Origin of the sequence: Methylorubrum populi (assembly GCF_002355515.1) — a bacterium.
Lineage (GTDB): Bacteria > Pseudomonadota > Alphaproteobacteria > Rhizobiales > Beijerinckiaceae > Methylobacterium > Methylobacterium populi_A.
On record NZ_AP014809.1, the window covers coordinates 2,166,439 to 2,190,452 of the forward strand.

Here is a 24,014-nt window from a genome sequence, read left to right on the forward strand (position 1 = left end):
ATGCGCGCCCTGTTCCTTGTCGCCCTGCTCGCGGCTGCGCCGGCGGCGGCGGCGGATCGCCAGCCCGCGCCGGGCCGCTACTGCGCCGCGGGCGTGGACCTGCCCGGCATCACGATCGGCCCGGGCCCCGAGGTCGGCATCGACCTGATGGATTGCCCCGTCGCCACGATCTCCGGCGGGCGGGTCCGGGCCCCGCGCTGTTTCGGGATGGGCGGCGCGGAGGTCAGCTACGACACCGACCTCGTCGTGCGGGAGGATGGCGCCCTGGAGCACGACGACGTGACCTTCCGCCCTTGCCGCTAGGCCTCGGCGCCGACGAGGGCGAGGATCTCGCGGGCCCGGCGCCGGGCGGCCTCGCGGGCCCACCGGACGGCGCGCTCCGGCACGGCCGCCTCGCCGGAGAGCCAGCGCCGCAGCTGGCGCGGATCCTTGCCGAGGTCCTCCGCGAGCTCCCGGGTGAAGCGCCGGCCGTAGAGCAGCTCACCGATCGGCCGGACCTCGGCGACGGCCGAGAGGATCGGGGGGCCGCCGTTCCCCGTCCGGGCGGCCTGGGAGACGAACGTCTGTGCCGTCGGCCGGGTGGCCTCGGCCCGCGCGGGCGACCCGCCGCTCGCTCTCACCCTGCAAGGAAATCGAACTAAACTTCGTGTGGCTTCCCAGGAATACGCTAAGTCACTGATCCAACCGGGGTTTTTATTCAATGAGCGGACCCACGGTGCTGTGGTGAGATTAGAAACTGGGGACCACACCTTGAAGTGTAGCCTGTGCGGCTCGGCGAAAGCGCTCGGAGCAGATGGCGAAGCCATGCCGGTCGGGAAGATCATGAGCTGCGGCATCCTCGCAGTTGAAGGGCGCCAGATTTGGTGTATGATCCTAAACCCAAAGAAGACGCAGGCTGCCCGCTTCTGGGGCTCCCCTTGCGCGACTGCCATAACGGTCGCCCGCTTGTTCCCGTCGATACAGTCAAACAGAAGGTGCCCTGCAGATGACCGAAGCCTTCAGCATTCCGATGCACTTCCGGCCTGCTGACTACACCGCTGAAGTTGACGGAGACGTGCTCATCATCATCGACCTCGCGCTCGGCGCGCAGTCTGTCCTGTCGTGCGCGCATGACATCATGTGTGACCTGTTCGAGCGCGACGTCTGGCAGACTGGCATGCGCACAATCTGCCAGGACAGCACCGACTGCTGGAGTGAGTGGATTGTCTCGGGCGGCGCCTTCGATGCGGTGTCCAGGATCCCCGAGCCGGCGAATGCGGACCGCAACGCTGCGATCGCGTGGATCCGCGAGCGTTACGGTTACCCGCACAAGAACGAAGTGCCGGCTCCGGTGACGAAGGAGGACCTCCGGCAGCGCCTCGCCGACCTAGACGCTGAGGAAGCTGCGGGCGGACCGACGTCCGATGAGGATGCGTTCAGCCGCCACTTCGCCCGCAAGACTTGGGAAAGCGCCCTCCGATATCTTGAGGGCTGACTGATGTCGCAGCCTCCCCGCGTACCTCTCACGCCAGAGCAGATCCAGGCGGCCGTGGACCGTCTGGACCCATCCCGGCAGCTGCTGCGTCAGATGCTCATCGAAACCGGAGAGTTGTCCTTCGGACCGCGGTGGCAGGCCCCGATGGCTGAGGCGCTGTCGAAGGCAGCCGGCAGGCGTGTCAGCCCGCAACAGGTACACAACTTGATCATCGCTCAGCGGAGATTTCCCAATGCGATGATTGAACCCCTCCGCGCTGCTGGTCTGGAACTCACCGCCAGCCTTCGGCTGCGAGCGGATCGGCTTAAAGCTATCTGGGACTCGGACCCTCACGCCTTGGAGATGGCTGCCGAGGAAAAGCGCGAGATCGACAAGGATATGATGACCCTTGCAGACCTAAGCCCCTACAGCCGGAAGGAAGGCTGACGATGATCTGGTTCCACTTGCGCCAAGACAGCGCCAACGAGGAGCAATGAGGCAAATGGTCAGGACGAAGGGTCGACGTCGGCTGGCTTGCCATCACGAAGCCGGACACGCGCTAACGCGATGGTATTTCGGTCACCGAACGGATCGTGCCCTTGTCCTCACCGTTGAGGAAGTCCGCGCGCGCAAAGTCGTGAAGAACCGCAAGGGTGTGCGGATTGTCGGCTGTGAGGGCATCGTCGAAGGGTACGACCTCCATAGCTACCCGTATGGGCTGCCGCGGATTGAAGGCTCTCCGGAGGAACAGGAACGCTTCAAGTACCTCCGCGCTATCACCCGAGACATGGAGCTCATCAACTGCTTCGCCGGGTTCATGGCCGAAGCGCACTACCGGCGTATGTCGGCGGCCGCCTGCATGTTCTTAGGGGGAGAGCAGGACATGGAGCGTGCCAAGCTGGTGGTTGGAGCCTGGGATCTCTCGGACGCAGAGCAGCACGAACTTCTCGCACTGGCCGATGCGAGGGCTGCCGCCCTCGTTCGGTCAAAGGCAGGCGCCGCTGCCATCAAGGCCATCGCCGATGCATTGATGGAGCGTGGGCGCCTGACCGGGGAGCAGATTGCCACACTGTGCCGCCGCGCCTACGGCGGCAGAGAGTGTGCGTATGGTGCCTGGAATGCATACTGGCCGGCCACGCCTGAGCAGATCCGATCAGGCTTCATTCCGGAGCGCCTAAGGCAGGCTGCATAGGACGAGCCACTTGCTGAAGCGGGGGGTGGTAGCATGCAGCCAGACATCCAGATCCCGAAGCAGGATAGTGACGGACATGCGATTCAGCAGAGCATCGGTCCGCGTGGGTTCAGGAGTCCGTGTTCGGCTTCGAGCCAGCCTCAACGCCTTACCTGACACCATCAAGGCTTGGCAGTTCCACGCTGTTGCGCGGTCTACAGCATATTAAGCCGGGCCCCCTTTGCGAGCATTTTCAGTGTGAAATTGGAAATTCTTCATTAATATCAGATTCTTGAGGTCAGCCCCCCCGCCGGCGGTTTCGATACGCGTTCGGATCTCCTAAATCCGTGAACGGCAGCTATCGGATCCTATCCGCTAGCCGGAACCGCTCACTGGAAGACTGCAACGCGCCATCAGCTGACCATTGCCGCCAACCGTCCGAAAGTCCGGTCATCAAGCATTAGCAGACCCCCACGACCAAATCGTGCTACGTGGGTAGCTCACCCATGTCGGCTCCGTTTACCCCGGAATGCCAGGAACTTGGCTGCAGGCGCCAGCGCTCAGACCATTTCTGAGAGGCGCCGCGTATTGTCTGCAACCAGTTCCCGGTAGCGTGCGACGACCTCGCCAGGGCTTCCGCCCGCCATCAGGGTGTTGGCAGCTTCCATTGCGGCCACGACCTTCTCGCCGACCATCGACACCATCTCGGCCTGAGCCTCGGCTCCGCCCCAGGCGATCCGCACCAGCCGCAACTCGATGACCTTCTGCGCCTCCACGGCGAGCAGGAACGCGGCATAGAACGGGTTCAGCATGACGTCTCCGGTGGGTCGGTCCCATCCGACAACGCCTAAGCGGAGGCCCGGTCCCTGCGGACGATGACGCAGGTAAGACCCCAGGGTCGGGTGTGGCGATGATACCCTAACGGCCACTGGAACAGACGCGCGGGTCGGTGATTGGCCCGCTATCCGGGCAGCGCCTTCCCTGAACCGCGCCGCGTGTGCTGCCCTGGCCAAGCCGGCGCCATGGAACACCAGATGACGGATGCCCCGGACCTGCGCCTGAAGATGCAGGACCCCCGCACACAATACCCGCAACCGCCCTTCGAGAAGCAGCCGCAGGAAGCCCCGGGGCTGGCGCAGGCGATGAAGCCCAAGCCCGACCATGGCGAAACCAGCTATCGCGGCCACGGTCGCCTAGAGGGACGCAAGGCCCTCGTCACCGGTGCCGATTCCGGTATCGGTCGGGCAGCCGCCATCGCGTTCGCCCGCGAGGGCGCCGATGTGGCGCTCAGCTTCGTCGCGGACGAGATGCCCGACGCGCAGGAGGTCGCCAAGCTGATCGAGGCGGAGGGCCGCAAGGCGGTGCTGCTGCCGGGCGACATCACCGACAAGGGGTTCTGCGAGGCACTCGTGAAGAAGGCGGTCACCGACCTCGGCGGCCTTGACATCCTCGTCAATAACGCCGGCAAGCAGACGAACCAGAAAGACATCACCGATATCACGGACGAGCAGTTCGACCGGACGCTGAAGACCAACCTCTACGCCATGTTCTGGATCACCAAGGCCGCCCTACCGCACATGCCGGCCGGCGCCTCTGTGATCAACACCGCCTCGGTCGTAGCCTACAACCCGCCGCAGATCCTGGTCGACTACGCGACCACGAAGGCCGGCATCGTCGCCTTCTCGAAGGCGCTGGCCAAGCAGCAGATCGCGAAGGGCATCCGGGTGAACGCGGTGGCGCCCGGTCCGTTCTGGACGGCCCTGCAGCCCTCGGGCGGCCAGCCGCAGGAGAACGTCGAGAAGTTCGGTTCCGAGGTGCCGCTGGGCCGTCCCGGCCAGCCGGTTGAACTCGCTCCGGTCTACGTGTTCCTCGCGAGCCAGGAGGCGAGCTACGTCACCGGCGAGGTCTATGGCGCCACCGGCGGCAACGGCACCGCCTGATCGCTCATCCCGGCGGACGCAGCCTCCGTGGGGTGGCCGCCGGGACGCGGGTTATATCACGTCACGGCGTCGTCGCCGGCCGTCACGTGTCGACGGCGCCGAGTTGCTTGAGCATCGTCAGGTTGTCCATCAACGCCCAGTGTTCGACGAGGCGACCGTCCGCGACCTGGAAGAGGTCCATGACCACGATGTCGATGTGTTGCCCGGTGGCCGGCAGCCCCTGGAACTCGCCGGTATGCCGCCCCTGGAAACGTAGCCGTGCGAGTATGCGGTCGCCCTCGGCGATGAGTTCGTCGACTGGCATAGCAATGTCCGACAGGCCGCCATGCAGGACCGCGGCGAGCTTGCGCACGCCCGCCGGTCCGCGCACCTCGAAGTCGAGGCCCGGGTCGTGCCGGACGAAGTCCGGCGCGATGTTGGCGTCCCACCAAGCATCGTCGCAGTCGCGGAACGCATCGAAGTAGGCGCGGACGAGCCGCTTGTTGTCCTCCCTCATCGGCGCACCGCGCCCGGCTCGTGGATCGGGCAGCGGTTGAAGCGCTCGCGGAACTCGGCCGAATGCCGGTAGGGAGCGTTGCGGGCGCGGTTGATGTTGCCGAGCGGCCGATGCGCGGCGAGCCCGGTCCAGACACTGAAGCGCATCTCCTCATCCACCACCTGGACCCGGGCCGGATCCCAACTGTCCTGGGGCTGGACGCGGAGGACGCCGACCCGCTGGAACGGTGCCTCGTCCTCCTTCCACTCCACCGTAGGATCCTCGACCGGCTGGCGTTCGAGGTCGCGGCAGAGCTGCACGCGGAACTCCCATTCACCGGCGATGCCAGCCATCTCGGACCGCACCGTCTCGCGGATCGCGTACGGCCGACCGGAGGCGTCGATCTCGGCGCCGGTCAGGGCGGTCAGGGCGGGGGCGACCGGGACCAGCGAGAACTTGGCGATGTAGTCACCGTACCGAAACGGCGTCAGGCTGTTGTACGTCTCGCCGAGGGGGTCGACGTTGGGCGCGCCGCCCAGCGAGCCGATGGTGGGGCTGTCGACGCCAAATGCGTGCAGCGCCTTGTTCACCCCGCGCAACACGGTCGAGGCGGCGACCTTCAGTCCCTCCACCCGGTCGGTCGTGCCGGCGAGCAGCTTGAGGCTGCCGAGGAACTTCTCGGCGTTCGGCGCCTGGAACACCTTGCCGTTGACCATGATGAAGTTCTGCGTCGTTCCTTCCGCATCCGGGAGACGCTCGCCCTCGACGTCTAGGACCTTCAAGGCGATGCCCCGGGGCAGGGAGACGGAGTCGGGTAGGATGTCGCCCGCGTTGGTCGACATCCGCATGTACACCTTATGCTCCCCCGCCTTCGCGAACAGGCCCTGGGCCAGTTCGGGGGGCAGCCCCGCATCGACCGTCAGCGTCCCTACGAGGATGCCGTGCGACTTCGCGTGGACCGAGCGCACGGCATGGCCCGAATGCTCCGCGACCCTGGTCAGGATCGTGTCGAAGGCCTCGTTCAGTTGTTCGATGGTCTGCCCTTCGTCGGGCCTCACCACCTCGACATCGGGACTGTATCGAACGGGTGGTTGCACGGTCAGTCTCCTGGCAGCGGCCGAGACAGAACGACAGCGGGTGGGTGACGTTCCGGATTGCGCGACATTCAATCGCCCATGAACGAACCCGGGAACGTACGCCCCGGCGGGCGGCTTGTCGGCGGTACGGCCCGCCCAGCCGCCACGGGTTCGTCGTCTTGCGCCCGCCCTTTGCTCCAAAGCAGCAGGTCGATCCCGCGCCCTGACCCCGGCCAACGTCAAGCAATCCCGTTGGCGCACGACACGATCAGGAGATGCCCATGACCTACCTCCGTTACGCGCCCGACATCGAGACGCCTGCCCCGGACGAGCAGAAGTCCATCGACGGCATCATCCAGGGGATGACCCAGCAGTCGCAGGTCGTGGAGAAGCGCGAGCGTCACGCGGTGCGCGCGAGCCACGCGAAAAGCTCTGCCTGCGTCACCGGGGAGTTGGTCGTCCCCGAAGGCCTGCCGCCCGAACTCGCACAGGGTCTGTTCGCCAAGCCCGGGATGCACAAGGTAGCCGTGCGCTTCGCCCAGGGGCCGGGCGAAACCCTGGGCGACCGCGTGTCGACCCACCGCGGCATGTCGATCAAGGTCTTCGGGGTGCCCGGCGAGAAGCTGCCCGGCCACGACGTCGAGACCCAGGACTTCGTGCTCGCCACCGGCACGACCTTCCCGTCCGGGACGGCTGCCGGGTTCCTGCGCGACGGAACCGTGATCGGCAAGGCGACCGGCCTGCCCGAAGGCGTGAAGAGTGCGGTCGCCGCAACCGCACGCAACCTCAACCGGGTGTTGCATGCCTTCGGCACGGAGAGCGCCATGGCCGACTTCCTCGGCCACCCCTACAGCCATCCGCTCGCCGACAGCTACTTCAGCCAAGCTCCGATGCGGTTCGGGGACTACGTCGCCAAGCTCGGCGCGGTCCCGGCTTCGAAGGCGCAGCTGGACCTGGCCGAATGGCGGCTCGACTCACACGATGACGAGGACGGTTTCCGCCACGCGGCCGCGGCGTTCTTCCGCGACAACGAGGTGGTGTACGAGCTTAAGGCGCAGCTCTGGGCGGATGCTGAGCGCCAGCCCATCGAGGACGCCTCGGTCGACTGGCCGGTCGCGGTCAGCCCGTACCGGACGGTGGCGACGCTTCGGCTGCCGCGCCAAGATGCCTACTCACCCGAGCGGGTGCACTACTTCGACGAGGTGATGACCTTCCGGCCGGCGCACAGCCTCGCGGAGCACCGGCCGCTTGGCTCGGTGATGCGCGCACGGCTGCAGGTCTATCGGGCGCTGAGCGATTTCCGGCATCGCGAGAATGGCGTGACCGCAGAGAACACAGCCTCGCCCGAAAGCATCCCGGCCTGACACCACGTTTCTTGCGACCGCCCCTCAGTACGGTCAGGTACGAAGGGGCGGCCACGGCTCAATTGCGAGCGTCGCCGTCGCGCATCTGACCCGTCGGCTCTTGCACGTGGGCTTCGAGGAACCAGAGGTGCTTGTCGACGGCGCGGGACACCTCCGTGAACAGGTCCGCCGTGTCGGCGTCACCCGCCTCGTCCGTCTCGTCGATGTTCTCACGCACGGCGTTGGCGTAGGCGGCGTAGCTGTCGATCAGCGCGGCGACGTGGTCGGCGATGGCGTAGATGCCGGTCGGGTAGGCGGGCAACTTGGTCTTGTCGGCCACGATTTGCGCCGTTCCCAGGGCCGTGCCACCGAGCTGCACCGCCCGCTCGGCCACCTTGTCGTTGAAGCCGCTGATCTCGGCACGGAAGCCGTCCAGCATCAGGTGGATCCCGATGAACTGCGGCCCTTTGAGATTCCAGTGCGCCTGCTTGATCGCCAGCGCGAGGTCGATGCCGTCCGCCAGCCGGGCGTTCAAAGCCTCGATGGACACCTTCTTGGCGTTGGAATCGGTATTGTTGCGGGTCCGATGAGTACGCGGGGTGCTGCTCGTCGCCATGCTTCTGCTCCGTGATGCCGAGGCGGCAATTGTGTAGAGCGGAGGAGGTTCCCTGGTCGGGTCCGACCTTTGGGCACCCCAGCCCCTGGCCGCCAAGGGTCGCACCGGCCCGTCATGGGGTCGTCGCGACGAGTTCAGGTATCTGTCACGAAGAGGTGGAACGGGAACTTCAAGCCTGCATCACCTCGGCGAGAAGGCCGGAGCACGGAACTCCCACGGAACCTCTCCCGCAAGGCGGACTTCCCATTCACCGCTCATGGTGTGACACGGGGCGGCCCTCTCGAACGGTGACGGAACGAGACAGATGGATCTTGGCATCAGCGGACGGATCGCGGTCGTGACGGGAGCCAAGTCTGGCATGGGCCGCTCGACCGCCGAACATCTCTTGCGCGAAGGCGTCCACGTCGTCCTGACCGACAAGGAAGGCCCTGAGTTGCAGGCCACCGCCGAGGAACTGGCGGCGCTGGGCCCGGTCCGTGCCATCGAAGCGGACCTGAGCACGGCCAAGGGGATCGAGGTGCTCGCCGCCTTCGCCAACATGGCCTTCGACGACAAGCCGACCATCCTCGTCTGCGCCGCTGGGATCACCGGGGCGTCGGGGGACTTCCTGGACCTCACCGACGACGACTGGCTTGAGGCGTTGCAGACCGACCTCATGGCCGGGGTGCGCGCGACCAGGGCCTTCATTCCGCACATGCGCAAGGCGGGCTGGGGCCGCGTTGTGCTGTTCTCGTCCGAGGACGCCGTGCAGCCCTACGTCGAGGAACTGCCCTACGCGGCGGCCAAGGCGGGCGTCCTGAACCTCGCGAAAGGATTGTCCAAGGCCTACGGGCCGGACGGCGTGCTTGTGAACGCGGTCGGGCCGGCCTTCATCGCAACGCCGATGACTGACGCGCAGATGGAGAAGAAGGCCAAGGAGAAAGGCATCTCGTTCGACGAAGCGGTCCAGGTCACTCTGGACGAGGAGCGCCCCGGCATCGTCGCCAAGCGGCGCGGCCGCGCGGAGGAAGTCGCCGCCGCGGTCACGTTCCTCTGCTCGGAACATGCCAGCTTTATCACGGGCGAGTTCCTCAGGGTCGACGGCGGTTCGGTCATGACCATGGGAGCTTAGCCCTCCTGATAGCCGGCGGCCTCACTTCGCCGTGCGGTCTTCGACGGGTTGCTATCGAAGGTCCACGTCGTAAGCGCGCCGCCGTCGGCCCCGCGGCCACGGTCCCAGGAACCGTCGTCGGTAGCGGGGGCTTTTTACCGACCCCGGGGCATGCCCGGGCAAAAGGGTAGGTCATGTCCACAGATACCGAAATGCACCGCCAGTTGCTCGGCGCGTTGAAGGATGCCCAGGGCAAGGGCGACGGTAGCTTCGAGAAGGCCGTCACCGCCGCCTTCGAGCACGTCTTCGAACATCTTGGCCGATTGAACGACCACGTTTCGCCGAGCAGTCCCGACGGAGGCGACCGCCACTTGCAGCCGGGCGAGTCCCCGACGCTCCGGTAGTCCGGGGCGCGGACGGACGTCATGGTCCTCAGCTGTCGCGTCCATCCTTGCCTCTGTCTCGCCTGGCTGAGCCTGCATACACCGCTTTTCAACGAGCTTGGGATCGGGTGTCAGAAGCCGCGCATCCCCGCGCCTACAGTCGGTCACGACCACGTCAAGCTCTCCTAACCCAGGAACAGCGTAGTTTCCTACCAGGCTCTTCGCGTGTAAGTTGAGCCCGCCGTGGCGTGGCTCTCGTAGCTGCCGGCGACCATGTGCCGTTCGCGCTCCCATGTTCATCCCCTAGGCCAGCTTTCGTGAACCCAGAACCGCTCCATGCGATGGCCGGGCTCGTGCGCACGCTCACGCGCTTTACCGCCCTCACCGAGGCCGAGCAGCGGGCCATCCAGGATCTGTCGGTGCGACCGCGTGTCGTCGCGGCCGGAGCCGATCTCGTACGGGCAGGCGATGCGCCTGCGCAGTGCTGCCTCGTCGTCGACGGCTGGCTCTGCCGCTACCGGCTGCTCAGTGGGGGCCGGCGGCAGATCCTCGGCCTCTACCTCCCGGGGGATGTCCCCGATCTGCAGAACCTACACCTGCCCGTCCGCGAGGACGGTCTTGCGGCTCTGACCAAGGCCACGGTTATCCTGATCCCGCACGACAAGCTGCGCGCGCTCACCGCCGCCTTCCCCAACCTCGCTACCGCACTCTGGTGCTCCACGCTGGTCGATGCCGGGATCCAGCGGGCCTGGCTGGTCGGCCTGGGCCGGCGCTCCGCCCACGAGCGGGTCGGCCACCTTATCTGCGAACTATACCTGAGGCTCGCGGCAATCGGCTTGGCGGCCGACCACCGCTGCCAATTTCCCCTGACGCAGACTTGCCTGGCCGACACGCTCGGCGTCACCAGCGTGCATATCAACCGCACCTTCAAGGCAATGCGTAAGCAGGAGCTTCTTACCCTGCGCCGCAACGTCCTCACCATCCATGCCTGGGATGCGCTCGTCTATGCCAGCGGCTTCGACCCAGGCTACCTCCACCTAGCACGGTAGCTGGCGACGGCGCGCTTCCCCGATTGGGTGCCTTGCCTCCTGTATCTGGGCCAGTATGGCGCGCTAACGGGCAAGCGACAGCCTTGCGCGAGGCGCCACTTCCCACCCTTCGCAGACCCTCGGGAGGTCCGCTCCGAGGCAGCTTGGCGGAGGATGACTTATGTCCAGGTTGGGCGGATTTATGCCTGCTCGCTCCCCTCGATTCGACGCTCTGAAGCGGACAGGAGCTTCTGGCTCATGCGGCAAAACTACGGATTGCCGAGATTACCTTGCTCTCGCGGAAGGGCTTGTTGCAAAATACGCCTCGCGCCGGAATAGCGTCGAGGTCCGGCGCCAGAGCCCCCGTCAGGACCAGCTCGATGGGAGGCCAGCGGTCCCGGATCATCGCCACCAGCTTCAGCCCGGTGGTTGAGCCGCGTACGTCGAGGTCGGCGAACACCACTCGGATGTCCGTGCGCTCCTCCAGAGTGCGCACCGCCGCCTGAGCAGTGCGCACCACGACTGCGACGCATCCCGCCTCCTCGACGAAGTCCCTCATGATGCCGGCCAGGATCGGCTCATCTTGGAGCACGAGCACGACCGGCCGCGCTTCGTCGCCGTCCGTCCCGGTCATCGTCATGAGCGTTGCACCTCGATCAGCGGTGCACGCATCACCGCGATCACCCCGTCCGTGTCGTATGTAACGTCGACCTCGCCCGTTCCGACGAGACCCGTGCGGATTAGGCGCGAACCGAAGCCTCGCCGGGTCGGCGCTACCACGGGAGGACCTCCGTGCTCGCGCCACCGCAGCACCAGCCCGGGCTCCCCAGTCGCGGTATCGATCCACCATTGCACCTCGACCTCGCCCTCTTCGCCGGACAGGCTGCCGTACTTGGCCGCGTTGGTCGCTAGTTCATGGAGGAGCAACGACGCTGACAGCGCAGCACTTGGTCCGAGCGCCACGTTGGGGCCGTCCAGCGTGAAGCGCCGCGCCTCGGCCGCGTTGCCCAGAACCTCTCGGCATACGGTCCGCAGGTCGGCAGACGTCCAGTCCTTGCGCAGCAAAAGGTCGTGGGCCGAGGCCAACGCCTGGATGCGCTTATGGAACGCCTCGACCGGCTCGCGCTCCGGAACAGACCGCAGCGTCTGGTGCGCGATGCTCACGACCATCGCCATCGTGTTCTTAAGGCGGTGGGAGAGTTCGTGGTTCAGCAGGTCCTGCCGCTCCTCGGCACGCCGACGCTCGACGGCTTGGCGGGTCAGCTCAGCGATCTGCCGAATGAACGAGACCTCCGATTCGGTCCAAGACCGCGGCTGCCCGTCATTCACGTAAAGCACCGCCACCGTCCGGCCCTTCTCGACTATGGGCACGTTCACCAGGGTGCGCGCGGAGACCGCCTCTAGTGTCGTGGCGGAGGCGGCGGTGCGCGGGTCGTCGCGCACGTCCGCAATGACGACCGTCCGCCCCTGCCGGAGGTCTTCAGCGTAGAGGCCGTAATCGTCCATGCGATAGTGGCCGGCCAGCGTCGGGAAACCCGCCGCGGTCCAGTCCTCCTCGACCACGAAGCTCTCACCGTCCGGGCCGACCGTGCCGTAGCCAACCCGACCGACGCCCAAGACGCGCCCGAGGATCGTCGAGCCCGCCATCGCTATCGCGTTGGCGTCAATGCCGGCTCGCAACCGGTCCCCGAACTCCAGGAGGCCGTTGCGGCGGGCATCGGCCTGCACCCGCTCCGTCACCTCCAGGAAGATGACGCCGAAGCGTTCGCCACCGAGCGAGAAGGCACGGCCCTCGTACCACCGCGCGAGGGTCCCGACCTGACGGACGAACGTTACCGGTTCGCCGGTCTCGACCACGTCGGCAAACTCGTCGACCCAGGCGTCCTCGATGCCAGGGAATACCTCGCGGATCGTGCGGCCGACAACGCTGTCTGAGGCGATGCCGACGAGCCGGCCCCAGGCCGAGTTGACGTCGACGTAGCGCCAGTCCGTGATGCGTCCGGTTGTGTCGCGCACAACCTCGCCGACGATGAAGCCCTCGCTCAGGCGCTCGAACAGGCTGCGCCAGTGGGCCTCGCTGTCCGCGAGGCGCCCCTCAAACAACTTCTGCTGGGTGATGTCACGCGAGACGGAAAGGATCCTCTCCGGCCGCCCGTCAGCACCAAAGATCGGCGTGACCTGCACGTCCCACCACCGGGGCTTGCCGAGCAAGGTATCGGCCGGACCTTGGAAATGGCCGACGCCGCCACGCTTGGCCGTGGCCAGGGCCTCCAAGGCATCGACGTGTCCCCGGCCCCGCCAGAAGCTCGGCCACGGGCAGCCCTTGATCTGATTGAAGTCGCCGACCTCCATCACCTTCATGCCGCCCTCGCTCATGAAGGTCAGGCCTCCGTCGAGGTCGAGCACCTTGATGCAGTCGGCCGAGGACGCCAGGACGCCCTGCATGAACTCGGAGTCGGCCTTCTGCTTGGCGGCAATGTTGCGCTCATCCGTGCGGTCGCTCATCGCCTTGACGAAACCCTGGTGCGTCCCGTCCACCCCGCGCAGCGAGGTCATGTCGCCGACCGCGTAGAAACGGTCGCCGTCCTTGCGCAAATGCCAGCGCACGTCCCTGGCATGCCCGTCGCGGAGGACAATGGCCATCTCCTCCCGCGCGCGATCGGAGGCCTGGTCTTCGGGCGTGAAGATCCGCTCGACGGTCTGCCCGCCCATCTCATCGGCCGACCAGCCCAGGATGCGTTCGGCCCCGACGTTCCAGTCGGTCACCTTGCCCTCGGTGTCGGTAACGATGATCGCCATTTCGCTGGCGCTGTCGAAGATCGCGCGGTGGCGCTTCTCGCTGTCGGCCAAGCGTTGCCGGTTGCGGTGCGCCTCCGTGACATCGATCTGGCTGCCAAAGCGGTAGCGCAGCCGTCCCTCCCCGTCGAAAACGGGTCCGACGAACAGGGCATTCACGAACGTCGTGCCGTCGCGGCGATGGTTGGTGATCTCGACGGTGAGGTCGCGGTCGTCGCGTAGCGCTGCGCGGATTTCGTCGACGCAGCCCGGTTCGGTATTCGGCCCCTGGAGGAAGCGACAGTTGCGCCCGACGACCTGGTCCAGGTCGTAGCCCGTGAGGTCGAGGAAGGCGCGGTTGGTGTAGACGATCGGGTCATCGTCCTGATTGGGATCCGTGAGGATGATCGGCAGGCTGGTCCTGTCGACGGCGGAGAACAGCACGTCGGCGTTGGCCGCTGCCGAGCGGCGTCGTTGATCGGATGGATCCAGACCGGGTTCAGGCTGCTCGGCAAGCCTCTCCCGCAGGCGCAGGACTTCTGCCTCAAGCTCCTCGCGCGAGAGGCGGTGCACATCGCTATTCATCGAGAGGTAAGCCTGGCCCTCGGTGGCCGACGTCGTTCACGGACGTTGCGAAGAGCCACGTGCCCTCACACCGCCATGCCGGGTGCCGGATCCGCGTCTTAAAGCCGTTTTTTCACCTGAGTTAAAGTCGCCGGTTGTCGGGCGAATGGCCGCTTTCGGGATCCGCAGACGACTGCTCGGGTCTGGGTTGGGCCGGAGGCGGAACGTCCGCTTCAGGGTGACGGGCCAGGGTCGGCTCCCCATCCGATCCGGACCTTCAGCGGCAGCGCCTCGAATGTCCGCAATGGGTGCAGGCTGTGTGAAAACGCGCTGATCTGGTAGAGTAATTTCCGATCTTGGGAGGTCGGGATGAAGCGCTTCATTGCAGGCGAGGATCGTCAGCAGATCACACTCCTTCCCGACTGTCTGGACGACTACATCACCGCCGACAACCCGGTTCGCCTCGTCGAAGTGTTCGTCGATGAGCTCGATCTGGGCCGGCTCGGCTTCGCGGGCGCGGTACCGGAGGCCACGGGTCGTCCGGCCTACCATCCAGCGACGCTGCTCAAGATCTACCTCTACGGCTATCTCAACCGCGTCCCGTCGAGCCGGCGTCTCGAACGCGAGAGCCAACGCAACGTCGAACTGATCTGGCTCACCGGCCGGCTGATGCCCGACTTCAAGACGCTGGCCGACTTCCGCAAGGACAACGGCCCTGCCATCCAGGCCGCCTGCGCGCAGTTCGTGGTGTTGTGCCGCCGGCTGAACCTGTTCAGCAAGGCCGTCGTCGCCATCGACGGCAGCAAGTTCAAGGCGGTCAACAACCGCGACAAGAACTTCACCGCCGCGAAGGTCGAGGCGCGCTTGGCGCAGGTCGAGACGAGCATCGGCCGTTATCTTGCTGCGCTGGATCGGGCCGACCGCGAGCCGAGCGACATCGCCGAGGCGCGCACGACACGGCTCAAGGAGAAGATTGCGGGCCTGCGCGCGCAGATGCAGGTCCTCCAGGCGAGAGGGCAGCAGGTCGAGGCTGCACCCGACGGCCAAGTCTCGCTGACCGACCCCGACGCGCGCTCCATGGCGACCAGCGGCAAGGGTACGGGCATGGTCGGCTACAACGTCCAGGCCGCGGTGGATGCCGAGCACCATCTGATCGTGGCCCACGCCGTGACCAACGTCGGCAGCGACCGGGCGCAACTCGCGCCGATGGGGCTCCTGGCTCAGGAGGCGACGGGGTGTGCCACGCTCACGGTGCTGGCCGACCGGGGCTACCTCAGCGGGGAACAGGTTCTGGCCTGCGAGGGCACCGGCGTGCTGCCATGCGTGCCCAAGACCCTGACCTCGGGCCACGCCAAGCGCGGCCTCTTCACGGGACAGGACTTCGTCTACGACGCCAGCCATGACCGTTACACCTGTCCCGCCGGCCAGCACCTGACCAAGGGCGTTACCCGGTCCGATCGTCGGGCCGATGGCGACGAGATAGATCACTACCGCAACCTGACGGCCTGTCTCGATTGCGCTCTCAAGCCCCGCTGCACGCCAGCGGAGACGCGGCGTGTCAAACGCTGGGTGCACGAGGGCGTGCTTGATGCGATGCAGGAGCGGCTCGACCGGATGCCGGACGCGATGAAGATCCGTCGCCAGACCGTGGAGCACCCGTTCGGTACGCTGAAGGCCTGGATGGGCGCCACTCACTTCCTGACCCGGACCTTGGCGAAGGTCAGGACCGAGATGAGCCTGCAAGTTCTGGCCTACAACATGAAGCGGATGATCCAGATCTTCGGGGTCCGCCCGCTGCTGGCGGCCATCCGAACCTGAGGCCAGCAGCTCGATCTCCGGCGCAACGCGGTGCGCTCGCCCCAATCCCGAGGGATCTGCGTTTCCACACGGCCTCGGTCCAGGCTGTGTGAAAACGCGCTGATCTGGTAGAGTAATTTCCGATCTTGGGAGGTCGGGATGAAGCGCTTCATTGCAGGCGAGGATCGTCAGCAGATCACACTCCTTCCCGACTGTCTGGACGACTACATCACCGCCGACAACCCGGTTCGCCTCGTCGAAGTGTTCGTCGATGAGCTCGATCTGGGCCGGCTCGGCTTCGCGGGCGCGGTACCGGAGGCCACGGGTCGTCCGGCCTACCATCCAGCGACGCTGCTCAAGATCTACCTCTACGGCTATCTCAACCGCGTCCCGTCGAGCCGGCGTCTCGAACGCGAGAGCCAACGCAACGTCGAACTGATCTGGCTCACCGGCCGGCTGATGCCCGACTTCAAGACGCTGGCCGACTTCCGCAAGGACAACGGCCCTGCCATCCAGGCCGCCTGCGCGCAGTTCGTGGTGTTGTGCCGCCGGCTGAACCTGTTCAGCAAGGCCGTCGTCGCCATCGACGGCAGCAAGTTCAAGGCGGTCAACAACCGCGACAAGAACTTCACCGCCGCGAAGGTCGAGGCGCGCTTGGCGCAGGTCGAGACGAGCATCGGCCGTTATCTTGCTGCGCTGGATCGGGCCGACCGCGAGCCGAGCGACATCGCCGAGGCGCGCACGACACGGCTCAAGGAGAAGATTGCGGGCCTGCGCGCGCAGATGCAGGTCCTCCAGGCGAGAGGGCAGCAGGTCGAGGCTGCACCCGACGGCCAAGTCTCGCTGACCGACCCCGACGCGCGCTCCATGGCGACCAGCGGCAAGGGTACGGGCATGGTCGGCTACAACGTCCAGGCCGCGGTGGATGCCGAGCACCATCTGATCGTGGCCCACGCCGTGACCAACGTCGGCAGCGACCGGGCGCAACTCGCGCCGATGGGGCTCCTGGCTCAGGAGGCGACGGGGTGTGCCACGCTCACGGTGCTGGCCGACCGGGGCTACCTCAGCGGGGAACAGGTTCTGGCCTGCGAGGGCACCGGCGTGCTGCCATGCGTGCCCAAGACCCTGACCTCGGGCCACGCCAAGCGCGGCCTCTTCACGGGACAGGACTTCGTCTACGACGCCAGCCATGACCGTTACACCTGTCCCGCCGGCCAGCACCTGACCAAGGGCGTTACCCGGTCCGATCGTCGGGCCGATGGCGACGAGATAGATCACTACCGCAACCTGACGGCCTGTCTCGATTGCGCTCTCAAGCCCCGCTGCACGCCAGCGGAGACGCGGCGTGTCAAACGCTGGGTGCACGAGGGCGTGCTTGATGCGATGCAGGAGCGGCTCGACCGGATGCCGGACGCGATGAAGATCCGTCGCCAGACCGTGGAGCACCCGTTCGGTACGCTGAAGGCCTGGATGGGCGCCACTCACTTCCTGACCCGGACCTTGGCGAAGGTCAGGACCGAGATGAGCCTGCAAGTTCTGGCCTACAACATGAAGCGGATGATCCAGATCTTCGGGGTCCGCCCGCTGCTGGCGGCCATCCGAACCTGAGGCCAGCAGCTCGATCTCCGGCGCAACGCGGTGCGCTCGCCCCAATCCCGAGGGATCTGCGTTTCCACACGGCCTCGGTCAGGAGTTCGCCCGCCGATTGTTCGGCTGTGCGCCATGAGCGGACATCAACTCGATACCCGGAACCGGACATTCAGCTTCGCGCCCACCCCGGTCTTAAAACCGCATCCTCACAATGCCTGAAAGCAGACATACGAGCTTGCAATCGATTGTTCAGCAACAGCAACGCTCCGAGTAGCGCTGCAGAGGTGTAAGGCCTCCCGACATCCACAACCATCGACGACCGTTGCGACTCTGTGTGGACATGCATCGATGTGCTATGGAGTGCGGGGAGGATGACACATCAGGATGCGGTCCATCGGTGAGCACCTCGTCGAAGCGTGGCCGCGCCTGTTCCGCTACGCGCTGACGCTGACGCGGGAGCCCGACGCCGCGCGCGACCTGATGCAGCAGAGCGCCCTCAAGGCGCTCTCGACGGGGACGACGCCGAGCGAACCGCGGGCGGCCCGCGCCTACCTGTTCCGGATCGTGCGCCACGCCTGGATCGATCGGCTCCGCCGGAACCGGACCCGCCGCGAGGACGATCTCGTGGATTGGCCCGACGAAGGGTTCGACGACCGCCTGATTGAGGCCATCGCCGTGCGCCAGGCTTTCGCCACCCTCGATGCACCCTGCCGAAAGGTCGTGACCTGCGTGGACGTCGAAGGCCTGAGCTACCGGGAGACCGCCAAACGGCTCGGCATTCCCGTCGGCACGGTCATGAGCCGTCTGCACAGGGCGAGGCGGATCATGCTGCACCGGATCGCCGAGCCGTCCGATGGGAGCGAGGGGCCGTGATGCGCTGGGAGACCCTCAATGCCTACGTCGATGGGGAACTTGATGCGAAGGACCGGCGCGCGGTCGCGGAGACGCTGGCCCGCGATCCGGTCCTGGCCGCGCGGGTCGCGACCCTGACCCGGCTGAAGCAGGGGGTGAAACGGGAGGTGAAGGCTGCGGTCGTGCCGCCCCCGCGCGCGCCGATGGCCCGCGCCTCCCTCGGATGGGCGTGCGCCGCGGCCCTGGTCGTCCTCGTCGGCACCGGCTGGCTGGCCCCGTCGTCTCGCCCGCCGGCCGACGCCGCGCGCGCGGCCTTCATGGCCTGGAGTGCGGCGGGCGCACCCGCGAACGCCATGCAGCCCGCGGGCGGCCTGAACGGCTTCCCCCTCGATCTCGGGGCGGCGGGCTTCCGCTTGGTCTACCTGTCCGAGGGTGACGGTTCGGCTGGCCGGCTTGCCGGTTACGAGGGGCGTCACGGCTGCCGGCTCGCCGTCTGGAGCAGGCCGTCGCGCGGGCAGGCCGGACTCGAGATCGCGCAAGGGGACCGCGACCTGCGTGTGGCGCGCTGGGACAGCAAGGGGCGCCGCTACGTCCTCCTGTCCGAGACGGTGCCGGCCGAGCGCTTCGCCCTGCTGGCCGAGGCGGCCGTGCTCCTCACCGAACCGACCAAGACGGACCGCCTGCGGCTCGCCCTGGACCGGGCCACCGGCCTCTCTGAACGCCCCTGCACCGGCTGACCGGCGCGGGCCGCGGAATTTATTTCGACCCGCCGCGAATAGACCGGGGGCGACGTGCGTCTCCTCCTCCGCACGTCGCGGGCCCGGTCGCCGGAGTCACGCGCGAAACCGGGGAGGAATCGGATGCTCGACAGACGCGATCTCATCAGGCGGGCGGGTCTCACCGCCCTGGCGGGCCTCGGCGGCGGCAGCTTCGCGTCGTTGCGGGCACTCGCGGGCGACACCACCACGCTGCCCTTCGGCAACGGCGAGCGGCCCCTGGTGGCCTATCCGGGCAAGCGCCCGCTGCTCCAGATGACCGCGCGCCCGCCGCAACTGGAGACCCCGTTCTCGGTGTTCGACGAGGGCGCCATCACGCCCAACGACGCGTTCTTCGTGCGCTACCACCTCGCCGACATCCCGACCGAGATCGACCCCGAGACCTACCGGGTCGCGATCAAGGGCCATGTCGAGAAGGAGGTCTCGCTCTCGCTCGCCGACCTGAAGGCGATGCCGACGACCGAGATCGTCGCGGTCAATCAGTGCTCGGGCAACTCTCGCGGCTTCTTCGAACCGCGCATGGCCGGCGGGCAGCTCGCCAACGGGGCGATGGGCTGCGCCCGATGGACCGGCGTGCCGCTGAAGGCGGTGCTCGACAAGGCCGGGGTGAAGGCGGGCGCCGTCGAGGTCGCCTTCACCGGCCTTGACGGCCCGGTGATCCCGGAGACGCCGGACTTCGCCAAGTCGCTCAAGCTCGACCACGCCCGCGACGGGCAGGTGATGCTCGCCTGGGGCATGAACGGGCAGGATCTGCCCTGGCTCAACGGCTATCCCCTGCGCCTCGTCGTGCCAGGATTCTACGGCACCTACTGGGTCAAGCACCTGGAGAGCATCAGCGTGCTCGACAAATCCTTCGACGGCTTCTGGATGCAGAAGGCCTATCGCATCCCCGACAACGACTGCGCCTGCACGCAACCCGGCAAGGCGGCGGACAAGACCGTGCCGATCAACCGCTTCACCGTGCGCTCCTTTCTCACCAACCTGACCGACGGGGCGGACGTGAAGGCCGGGCGCACGCCCTTGCGCGGCATCGCCTTCGATGGTGGCTCGGGAATCAAGTCGGTGGCGGTCTCGACCGACAACGGCAAGACCTGGGCGGAAGCGCGGCTCGGGCAGGATCTCGGCCCCTACGCCTTCCGGCCCTGGACCCTCGACGCGGAGCTGTCGCAGGGGGCGCACGCGATCCGGGTGCGGGCAACCGCCAACGACGGGGCGAGCCAGCCGATGGAGCCGCGCTGGAACCCGGCCGGGTACCTGCGCAACGTGGTCGAGACCACCCGCGTGCGCGCGGCCTGAGGGAGTGACGACGATGACCCGCACCACCCTCGCCCTGACGGCGGCGCTTGCCTTCGCCACCGGCGCGGCCCTCGCCGCCCCGAAATCCTACGCGGTGCCGGAGCCGACCGCGGAGCTGCGGGCGCCGAAGGCCGGCACGCACGCGGAGGGCTTCGAGGCGGCCCAGGCGAACTGCCTCGTCTGCCATTCGGTGGACTACATCGCGATGCAGCCGCCCGGCAAAGGCGCGGCCTTCTGGGAGTCCGAGGTGACCAAGATGGTCAAGGTCTACCACGCGCCGATCGACGCGGCGCAGGCCAAGGCCATCGCCGCCTACCTCGCCGACACCTACTGAGGCGCGGCTGGAAACAGGGGGCGGTCCGGCGACCGCCCCCCTCGTCCCGTCAGCGCGGTGCCTGCGTCTGGACCGTCGCGCCGGTCTCGCCGGGCTTGCCCTCGACGATGACGAGGCTTCGCCGCGCGGCCTCGTTCGCGTTCTGCGTCACCTGCCGGATCGGGCCCACGGCGTTGACGATGGCCGCGCCCGCCGGGTTCGTCATGAAGGCGGCCAGCGGCTCCAGCGGCCCGGCGCCCTTCGGATCGGCCGAGAGGGCCAGCACGTAGGGCTTCTTCGGCGTGAGGCCCGTCACCGCCGCCTGCAGGGTCTGCAACACGCCCTGGTCGAACAGCGTGACCTGCGTGGCCGCCTTGCCATCCGGCCCGGCCAGCGTCAGCGTGCTCGACTGGCCCGCCGCGCCCAGCGGCTGGAGGTTCGGCGCACCCGCTCCCTCCGACACCGCGTCCGGGACGTAGGCCACCCCCTGCGGCCCCTGGCCGATCGGGATGGTGGCGATCACCGCGTTGCTGCCGGTGTCGATCACCGCGACCGCGTCGGCATTCTCCAGGCCGACATAGATCCGCGAACCATCGCCCGAGGGCCAGAGGCCGTGCGGGAGCGCGCCGGTGGGAATCGTCGCGACCTGCGAGAAGTCGTCGGTGCGGAACACCTTCACTTGGTTCAGGCCGCCGATCGTCACGTAGGCGAACTGCCCGGCCTTCGTGCGCGCGATGTTGACGTGGTTGGTGATCGGTCCGGTCTCGATGGTCTTGAGCGCCTTGAACGGCGGCGTGGCCTCGAACACCTGGACGCGGCCGACGTCCTTGAGGGTGAACCACACCTGCTTGCCGTCGGGCGTCGCCGCGATGTCGGGGCAGAACGGGCTCTCCTGCTTGATCCGCCCGACGATCTCGCGGCTCTTCACGTCGATGGCGACCGTCTCGGGGCTGAAGCTGGAGCAGACGTAGCCGTAACGCCCGTCGGGCGAGAAGATCGTCATGCCGGGCCCGTTTGGCACCGTGATCCGGCCCGTCTCCTTGCCGGTCCCCGCGTCGAGGATCGCGACGTAGTCCTCGCCGCGCACGCTGACCCAGACCTCGCGCCCATCCGGCGTGAAGAACGCCTCGTGCGGCGAGCGGCCGACATAGGTTGTGCGGCGCACAGTGTTGGTGGCGGTGTCGATGAAGCTGACCGAGTTCGAGCCGATCGAGACGGCGAGCAGGGTCTTGCGGTCGGGCGAGAAGCCCATGCCGTGGACCAGGAGCTGGCCGCGATAGAGCGGGCTCAGGTTCGCGGGCGTCGTGTCGCCGAGACGGATCACGCCTAGGAGCGTATTGGCGGCTGGGTCGATCACCGAGACCGTGTTGGAGAACTGGTCCGAGGTGTAGAACCGGTCGCGGGGGCCGACCGGCACGTCCGGCGCCGAGGCGGGCCCCGGCGCCTGGCCCGCAAGCGCGGTCCCGCCGAGGAGGGCGAGCAGCAGGGTCGCCGGAATGAGGTGTCGCATCATGAAGGTCTCTTCGCGCTGATGGTCGGGACGGGGGACGGCGATCCGCTCAGTGGTGGTGGCGGGCCGGCGGCTGCGTCGGTGGGGTCTGCGCGACCGGTCGCTCGGCGAGGGCGCGGCGCATGACCTCGATCTCCTGCGCCTGCTCGACGACGATGCCCTGCGCGAGCCGACGCAGGACCGGGTCGCGGCCGTATGCGAGTTCGGCCTTCGCCATCTCGATCGCGCCCTGATGGTGCGGGATCATCATGGCGGCGAAATCCCGGTCGGGGTCGCCGGACGGCGACACCGCCATGTCCGCGTGCATCCGCGCCATCGATTGGGCCATCATCGCATCGAAGCCGCCGGGGGCGGTCTCCGCATGCCCGGCGCGCATCATCATGCCGCCGCCCAGGACACCCCCGGCCATGAACAAGGTGATGAGGATCGCCGTCGGTGCTCCGCGCATGGTCTCTCCCGCAGTGTCGAGGTCACGCGGGGAGAGATGCCGGCCGGGCCGGGATATTCCCCGGCGCTCCCGGTCAAGCGGTCACGGATGCGTGATCGGCTCGCCGGGGCCAAGCTTGGAATAGTTCGGGCAATTCCGGCATCTCTGTTCCGAACGGCGGCACGGGCATCGCCGTAGCCGCGATCCGGAGACCACCCTTGGACGACCTCGCCGTCCTGATCGAACCGCAGATTCCGGCCCTGCGGCGCTACGCGACCGCGCTGCTGCGGCAGCGCGAAGCAGCCGACGACCTCGTCCAGGACACGCTGGAACGGGCGATCCGCGCCTGGCCGCAGCGCCGCGAGGGCGATCTGCGGGCGTGGCTGTTCGCGATCCTGCGCAACCGCTACCTCGAAGGCGTGCGCCGCCGCCGGGGCATCGAGGTCGGCCCGGAGGCGCTGATGGAGATCGCGGAGGTCGGGGTCGATCCCGAGGCGGCCGTGGGCGCGCGGGACGTGCTCGACGGGATCGCCGCGCTTCCCGAGGAGCAGCGGTCCGTCCTGCTCCTCGTCGCGGTCGAGGACATGTCCTATGCCGAGGTCGCCGCCGTGCTCGCGATCCCCGTCGGCACGGTGATGTCGCGCCTCAGCCGGGCGCGCGGCCGGTTGCGCGCCTTCCTCGACCGGGCTCCCACGATCGTCACCGGGCATCTGCGGAGGGTGAAATGACCGCGTCCGACCCGCGTCCCGTCGGCGAGGACGACCTGCACGCCTTTGTGGACGGACGGCTCGATCCGGGCCGCCGCGCCCGCGTCGAGGCGTGGCTCGCCGCGCATCCGGAGGCAGCCGCCCGGGTCGCCGCCGACCGGGAGGTGCGGGAACGCCTGCGGGCGCGCCTCGCGCCCGTGGCGGACGAGCCGATCCCCGCCCGCCTGCGCATCGCGAACCTCGCAGGCTCGCGCCGGATGCGCCTCCCGCGTCGGTGGCCGAGCGCGGCGGCGGCGGCGCTCCTGCTCGCCCTCGGCGGCGCGGCCGGGTGGGCCGGGCGCGGCGCCGTGCCGGGCCCGGGCGCCCACGCCGAACCGATGACGCAGGCGGCCGTCTCCGCCTTCCGCACCTACGTGGTCGAGGCCGCCCATCCGGTCGAGGTCCGCGCCGACGGCTCGACCGACCTCGTGCGATGGCTCAGCGCGCGCCTGGGCCGGCCCGTCACCGTGCCGGACCTGCGGGCGCAGGGATTCCGGCTCATGGGCGGGCGCCTGCTCCCCGCCGGAGACGAGCCGGCGGCGATGCTGATGTACGACGACGACCGGGGCACCCGCCTGACCCTGTACAGCCGGGCCGGGCCGACCGGCGGGCGCGGCGTGTTCCGCTACGCCCGCGCCGACGACGTGGCCGCCTTCTCGTGGATCGATGCCGGGATGTCCTACGTGGTGACGGCCCGCACGGACGAGGCGCGGCTGCTCCGGGTCGCCGAGGCGGTCGATGCGCAGGTCTCGGGCAAGCGCGAAGTCGCGCGGTGATGCTCGTATCCGAACCC

The 24,014-nt window shown here is 67.7% G+C and carries 26 protein-coding genes; 17 read left to right on the plus strand and 9 right to left on the minus strand.

Features of this window, described 5'->3' with window-relative positions; translation table 11 throughout:
- Positions 1-303 (plus strand): hypothetical protein, encoded by a 303-nt coding sequence (locus tag MPPM_RS09865; RefSeq protein WP_096484914.1) that lies wholly within the window; start codon positions 1-3, stop codon positions 301-303.
- Here the strand turns inward: MPPM_RS09865 and MPPM_RS09870 are convergent.
- On the minus strand, positions 300-620 hold the full coding sequence (locus MPPM_RS09870) for a hypothetical protein (protein ID WP_096484915.1): 321 nt from the start codon (positions 618-620) through the stop codon (positions 300-302). The two genes, MPPM_RS09865 and MPPM_RS09870, sit on opposite strands and share 4 nt — an antisense overlap.
- Before the next feature lie 365 nt (positions 621-985).
- Here MPPM_RS09870 and MPPM_RS09875 point away from each other — a divergent pair, with 365 nt between their 5' ends.
- From MPPM_RS09875 to MPPM_RS09885, 3 genes are read left to right on the plus strand one after another with little or no spacing between them, the layout of a single operon-like run.
- Positions 986-1,474 carry a hypothetical protein gene (locus tag MPPM_RS09875; RefSeq protein WP_096484916.1) on the plus strand — a complete coding sequence of 163 codons (489 nt, stop codon included), beginning with the start codon at positions 986-988 and terminating at the stop codon, positions 1,472-1,474.
- Positions 1,475-1,477: 3 nt separating this feature from the next.
- Positions 1,478-1,900, plus strand: a complete 423-nt coding sequence (locus tag MPPM_RS09880; RefSeq protein ID WP_096484917.1) for a hypothetical protein — start codon at positions 1,478-1,480, stop codon at positions 1,898-1,900.
- Positions 1,901-1,955: 55 nt separating this feature from the next.
- On the plus strand, positions 1,956-2,645 hold the full coding sequence (locus MPPM_RS09885; RefSeq protein ID WP_157914160.1) for a hypothetical protein: 690 nt from the start codon (positions 1,956-1,958) through the stop codon (positions 2,643-2,645).
- Positions 2,646-3,184: 539 nt separating this feature from the next.
- Here the strand turns inward: MPPM_RS09885 and MPPM_RS09890 are convergent.
- The gene (locus MPPM_RS09890) at positions 3,185-3,436 is read right to left on the minus strand and encodes a hypothetical protein (protein WP_096484919.1); all 252 of its coding nucleotides are present in this window, start codon (positions 3,434-3,436) and stop codon (positions 3,185-3,187) included.
- Between the two features lie 222 nt (positions 3,437-3,658).
- Between MPPM_RS09890 and MPPM_RS09895 the strand changes: the two genes are divergently transcribed.
- Entirely contained in the window at positions 3,659-4,564 is a 906-nt protein-coding gene (locus MPPM_RS09895; protein ID WP_096484920.1) for an SDR family oxidoreductase, read from the plus strand.
- 82 nt (positions 4,565-4,646) lie between these two features.
- Here MPPM_RS09895 and MPPM_RS09900 read toward each other — a convergent pair whose 3' ends face one another.
- Entirely contained in the window at positions 4,647-5,060 is a 414-nt protein-coding gene (locus tag MPPM_RS09900; protein ID WP_096484921.1) for an ester cyclase, read from the minus strand.
- Positions 5,057-6,136, minus strand: a complete 1,080-nt coding sequence (locus MPPM_RS09905) for a catalase family protein (RefSeq protein ID WP_096484922.1) — start codon at positions 6,134-6,136, stop codon at positions 5,057-5,059. The genes MPPM_RS09900 and MPPM_RS09905 overlap by 4 nt, the downstream gene beginning before the upstream one ends.
- Before the next feature lie 260 nt (positions 6,137-6,396).
- Between MPPM_RS09905 and MPPM_RS09910 the strand changes: the two genes are divergently transcribed.
- Positions 6,397-7,479 carry a catalase family protein gene (locus tag MPPM_RS09910; RefSeq protein WP_096487801.1) on the plus strand — a complete coding sequence of 361 codons (1,083 nt, stop codon included), beginning with the start codon at positions 6,397-6,399 and terminating at the stop codon, positions 7,477-7,479.
- A gap of 58 nt (positions 7,480-7,537) precedes the next feature.
- On the opposite strand, the gene dps is transcribed toward MPPM_RS09910, so the two are convergent.
- A complete protein-coding gene (gene dps, locus MPPM_RS09915) occupies positions 7,538-8,074 on the minus strand; it encodes a DNA starvation/stationary phase protection protein Dps (protein ID WP_096484923.1) in 537 nt (178 codons plus the stop codon).
- Between the two features lie 304 nt (positions 8,075-8,378).
- Here dps and MPPM_RS09920 point away from each other — a divergent pair, with 304 nt between their 5' ends.
- The 3 genes from MPPM_RS09920 to MPPM_RS09930 all read left to right on the plus strand — a co-directional run bounded on the left by MPPM_RS09920 (position 8,379) and on the right by MPPM_RS09930 (position 10,596).
- Positions 8,379-9,185 (plus strand): SDR family NAD(P)-dependent oxidoreductase, encoded by an 807-nt coding sequence (locus tag MPPM_RS09920; protein ID WP_096484924.1) that lies wholly within the window; start codon positions 8,379-8,381, stop codon positions 9,183-9,185.
- Positions 9,186-9,358: 173 nt separating this feature from the next.
- Complete coding sequence (locus tag MPPM_RS09925; RefSeq protein ID WP_096484925.1) at positions 9,359-9,568, plus strand: hypothetical protein; 210 nt, start codon at positions 9,359-9,361, stop codon at positions 9,566-9,568.
- Positions 9,569-9,888: 320 nt separating this feature from the next.
- Positions 9,889-10,596 carry a Crp/Fnr family transcriptional regulator gene (locus MPPM_RS09930; RefSeq protein WP_096484926.1) on the plus strand — a complete coding sequence of 236 codons (708 nt, stop codon included), beginning with the start codon at positions 9,889-9,891 and terminating at the stop codon, positions 10,594-10,596.
- 235 nt (positions 10,597-10,831) lie between these two features.
- Here MPPM_RS09930 and MPPM_RS09935 read toward each other — a convergent pair whose 3' ends face one another.
- The gene (locus tag MPPM_RS09935) at positions 10,832-11,215 is read right to left on the minus strand and encodes a response regulator (RefSeq protein WP_096484927.1); all 384 of its coding nucleotides are present in this window, start codon (positions 11,213-11,215) and stop codon (positions 10,832-10,834) included.
- Positions 11,212-13,935, minus strand: a complete 2,724-nt coding sequence (locus MPPM_RS09940; protein ID WP_096484928.1) for a PAS domain S-box protein — start codon at positions 13,933-13,935, stop codon at positions 11,212-11,214. The genes MPPM_RS09935 and MPPM_RS09940 overlap by 4 nt, the downstream gene beginning before the upstream one ends.
- A 348-nt stretch (positions 13,936-14,283) precedes the next feature.
- On the opposite strand from MPPM_RS09940, the gene MPPM_RS09945 reads away from it, so the two are divergent.
- From MPPM_RS09945 to sorB, 6 genes are all read left to right on the plus strand, one after another.
- Positions 14,284-15,732: an IS1182 family transposase gene (locus MPPM_RS09945; RefSeq protein WP_096483481.1), complete on the plus strand. Its 1,449-nt coding sequence runs from the start codon at positions 14,284-14,286 to the stop codon at positions 15,730-15,732.
- A gap of 138 nt (positions 15,733-15,870) precedes the next feature.
- Positions 15,871-17,319: an IS1182 family transposase gene (locus tag MPPM_RS09950; protein WP_096483481.1), complete on the plus strand. Its 1,449-nt coding sequence runs from the start codon at positions 15,871-15,873 to the stop codon at positions 17,317-17,319.
- 366 nt (positions 17,320-17,685) lie between these two features.
- The gene (locus MPPM_RS09955; protein ID WP_091950927.1) at positions 17,686-18,174 is read left to right on the plus strand and encodes an RNA polymerase sigma factor; all 489 of its coding nucleotides are present in this window, start codon (positions 17,686-17,688) and stop codon (positions 18,172-18,174) included.
- Positions 18,174-18,890: an anti-sigma factor family protein gene (locus MPPM_RS09960; RefSeq protein ID WP_091950929.1), complete on the plus strand. Its 717-nt coding sequence runs from the start codon at positions 18,174-18,176 to the stop codon at positions 18,888-18,890. Before MPPM_RS09955 ends, MPPM_RS09960 begins: the two co-directional genes overlap by 1 nt.
- Before the next feature lie 123 nt (positions 18,891-19,013).
- Complete coding sequence (sorA, locus tag MPPM_RS09965; RefSeq protein ID WP_096484929.1) at positions 19,014-20,225, plus strand: SorA family sulfite dehydrogenase catalytic subunit; 1,212 nt, start codon at positions 19,014-19,016, stop codon at positions 20,223-20,225.
- A gap of 13 nt (positions 20,226-20,238) precedes the next feature.
- Positions 20,239-20,559, plus strand: coding sequence for a SorB family sulfite dehydrogenase c-type cytochrome subunit (sorB, locus tag MPPM_RS09970; protein ID WP_173807901.1), 321 nt, complete (start codon positions 20,239-20,241; stop codon positions 20,557-20,559).
- A gap of 49 nt (positions 20,560-20,608) precedes the next feature.
- Here the strand turns inward: sorB and MPPM_RS09975 are convergent, their stop codons facing one another.
- Both MPPM_RS09975 and copM read right to left on the minus strand, forming a co-directional pair.
- Positions 20,609-22,048, minus strand: a complete 1,440-nt coding sequence (locus tag MPPM_RS09975; RefSeq protein ID WP_091950973.1) for a YncE family protein — start codon at positions 22,046-22,048, stop codon at positions 20,609-20,611.
- A 49-nt stretch (positions 22,049-22,097) separates the two neighbouring features.
- Positions 22,098-22,496: a CopM family metallochaperone gene (copM, locus tag MPPM_RS09980; protein WP_091950935.1), complete on the minus strand. Its 399-nt coding sequence runs from the start codon at positions 22,494-22,496 to the stop codon at positions 22,098-22,100.
- Positions 22,497-22,693: 197 nt separating this feature from the next.
- Between copM and MPPM_RS09985 the strand changes: the two genes are divergently transcribed.
- Both MPPM_RS09985 and MPPM_RS09990 read left to right on the plus strand, forming a co-directional pair.
- Positions 22,694-23,203 carry a sigma-70 family RNA polymerase sigma factor gene (locus MPPM_RS09985; RefSeq protein ID WP_091950938.1) on the plus strand — a complete coding sequence of 170 codons (510 nt, stop codon included), beginning with the start codon at positions 22,694-22,696 and terminating at the stop codon, positions 23,201-23,203.
- On the plus strand, positions 23,200-23,997 hold the full coding sequence (locus MPPM_RS09990) for an anti-sigma factor family protein (RefSeq protein ID WP_091950940.1): 798 nt from the start codon (positions 23,200-23,202) through the stop codon (positions 23,995-23,997). The genes MPPM_RS09985 and MPPM_RS09990 overlap by 4 nt, the downstream gene beginning before the upstream one ends.
- Positions 23,998-24,014: the final 17 nt, after the last annotated feature.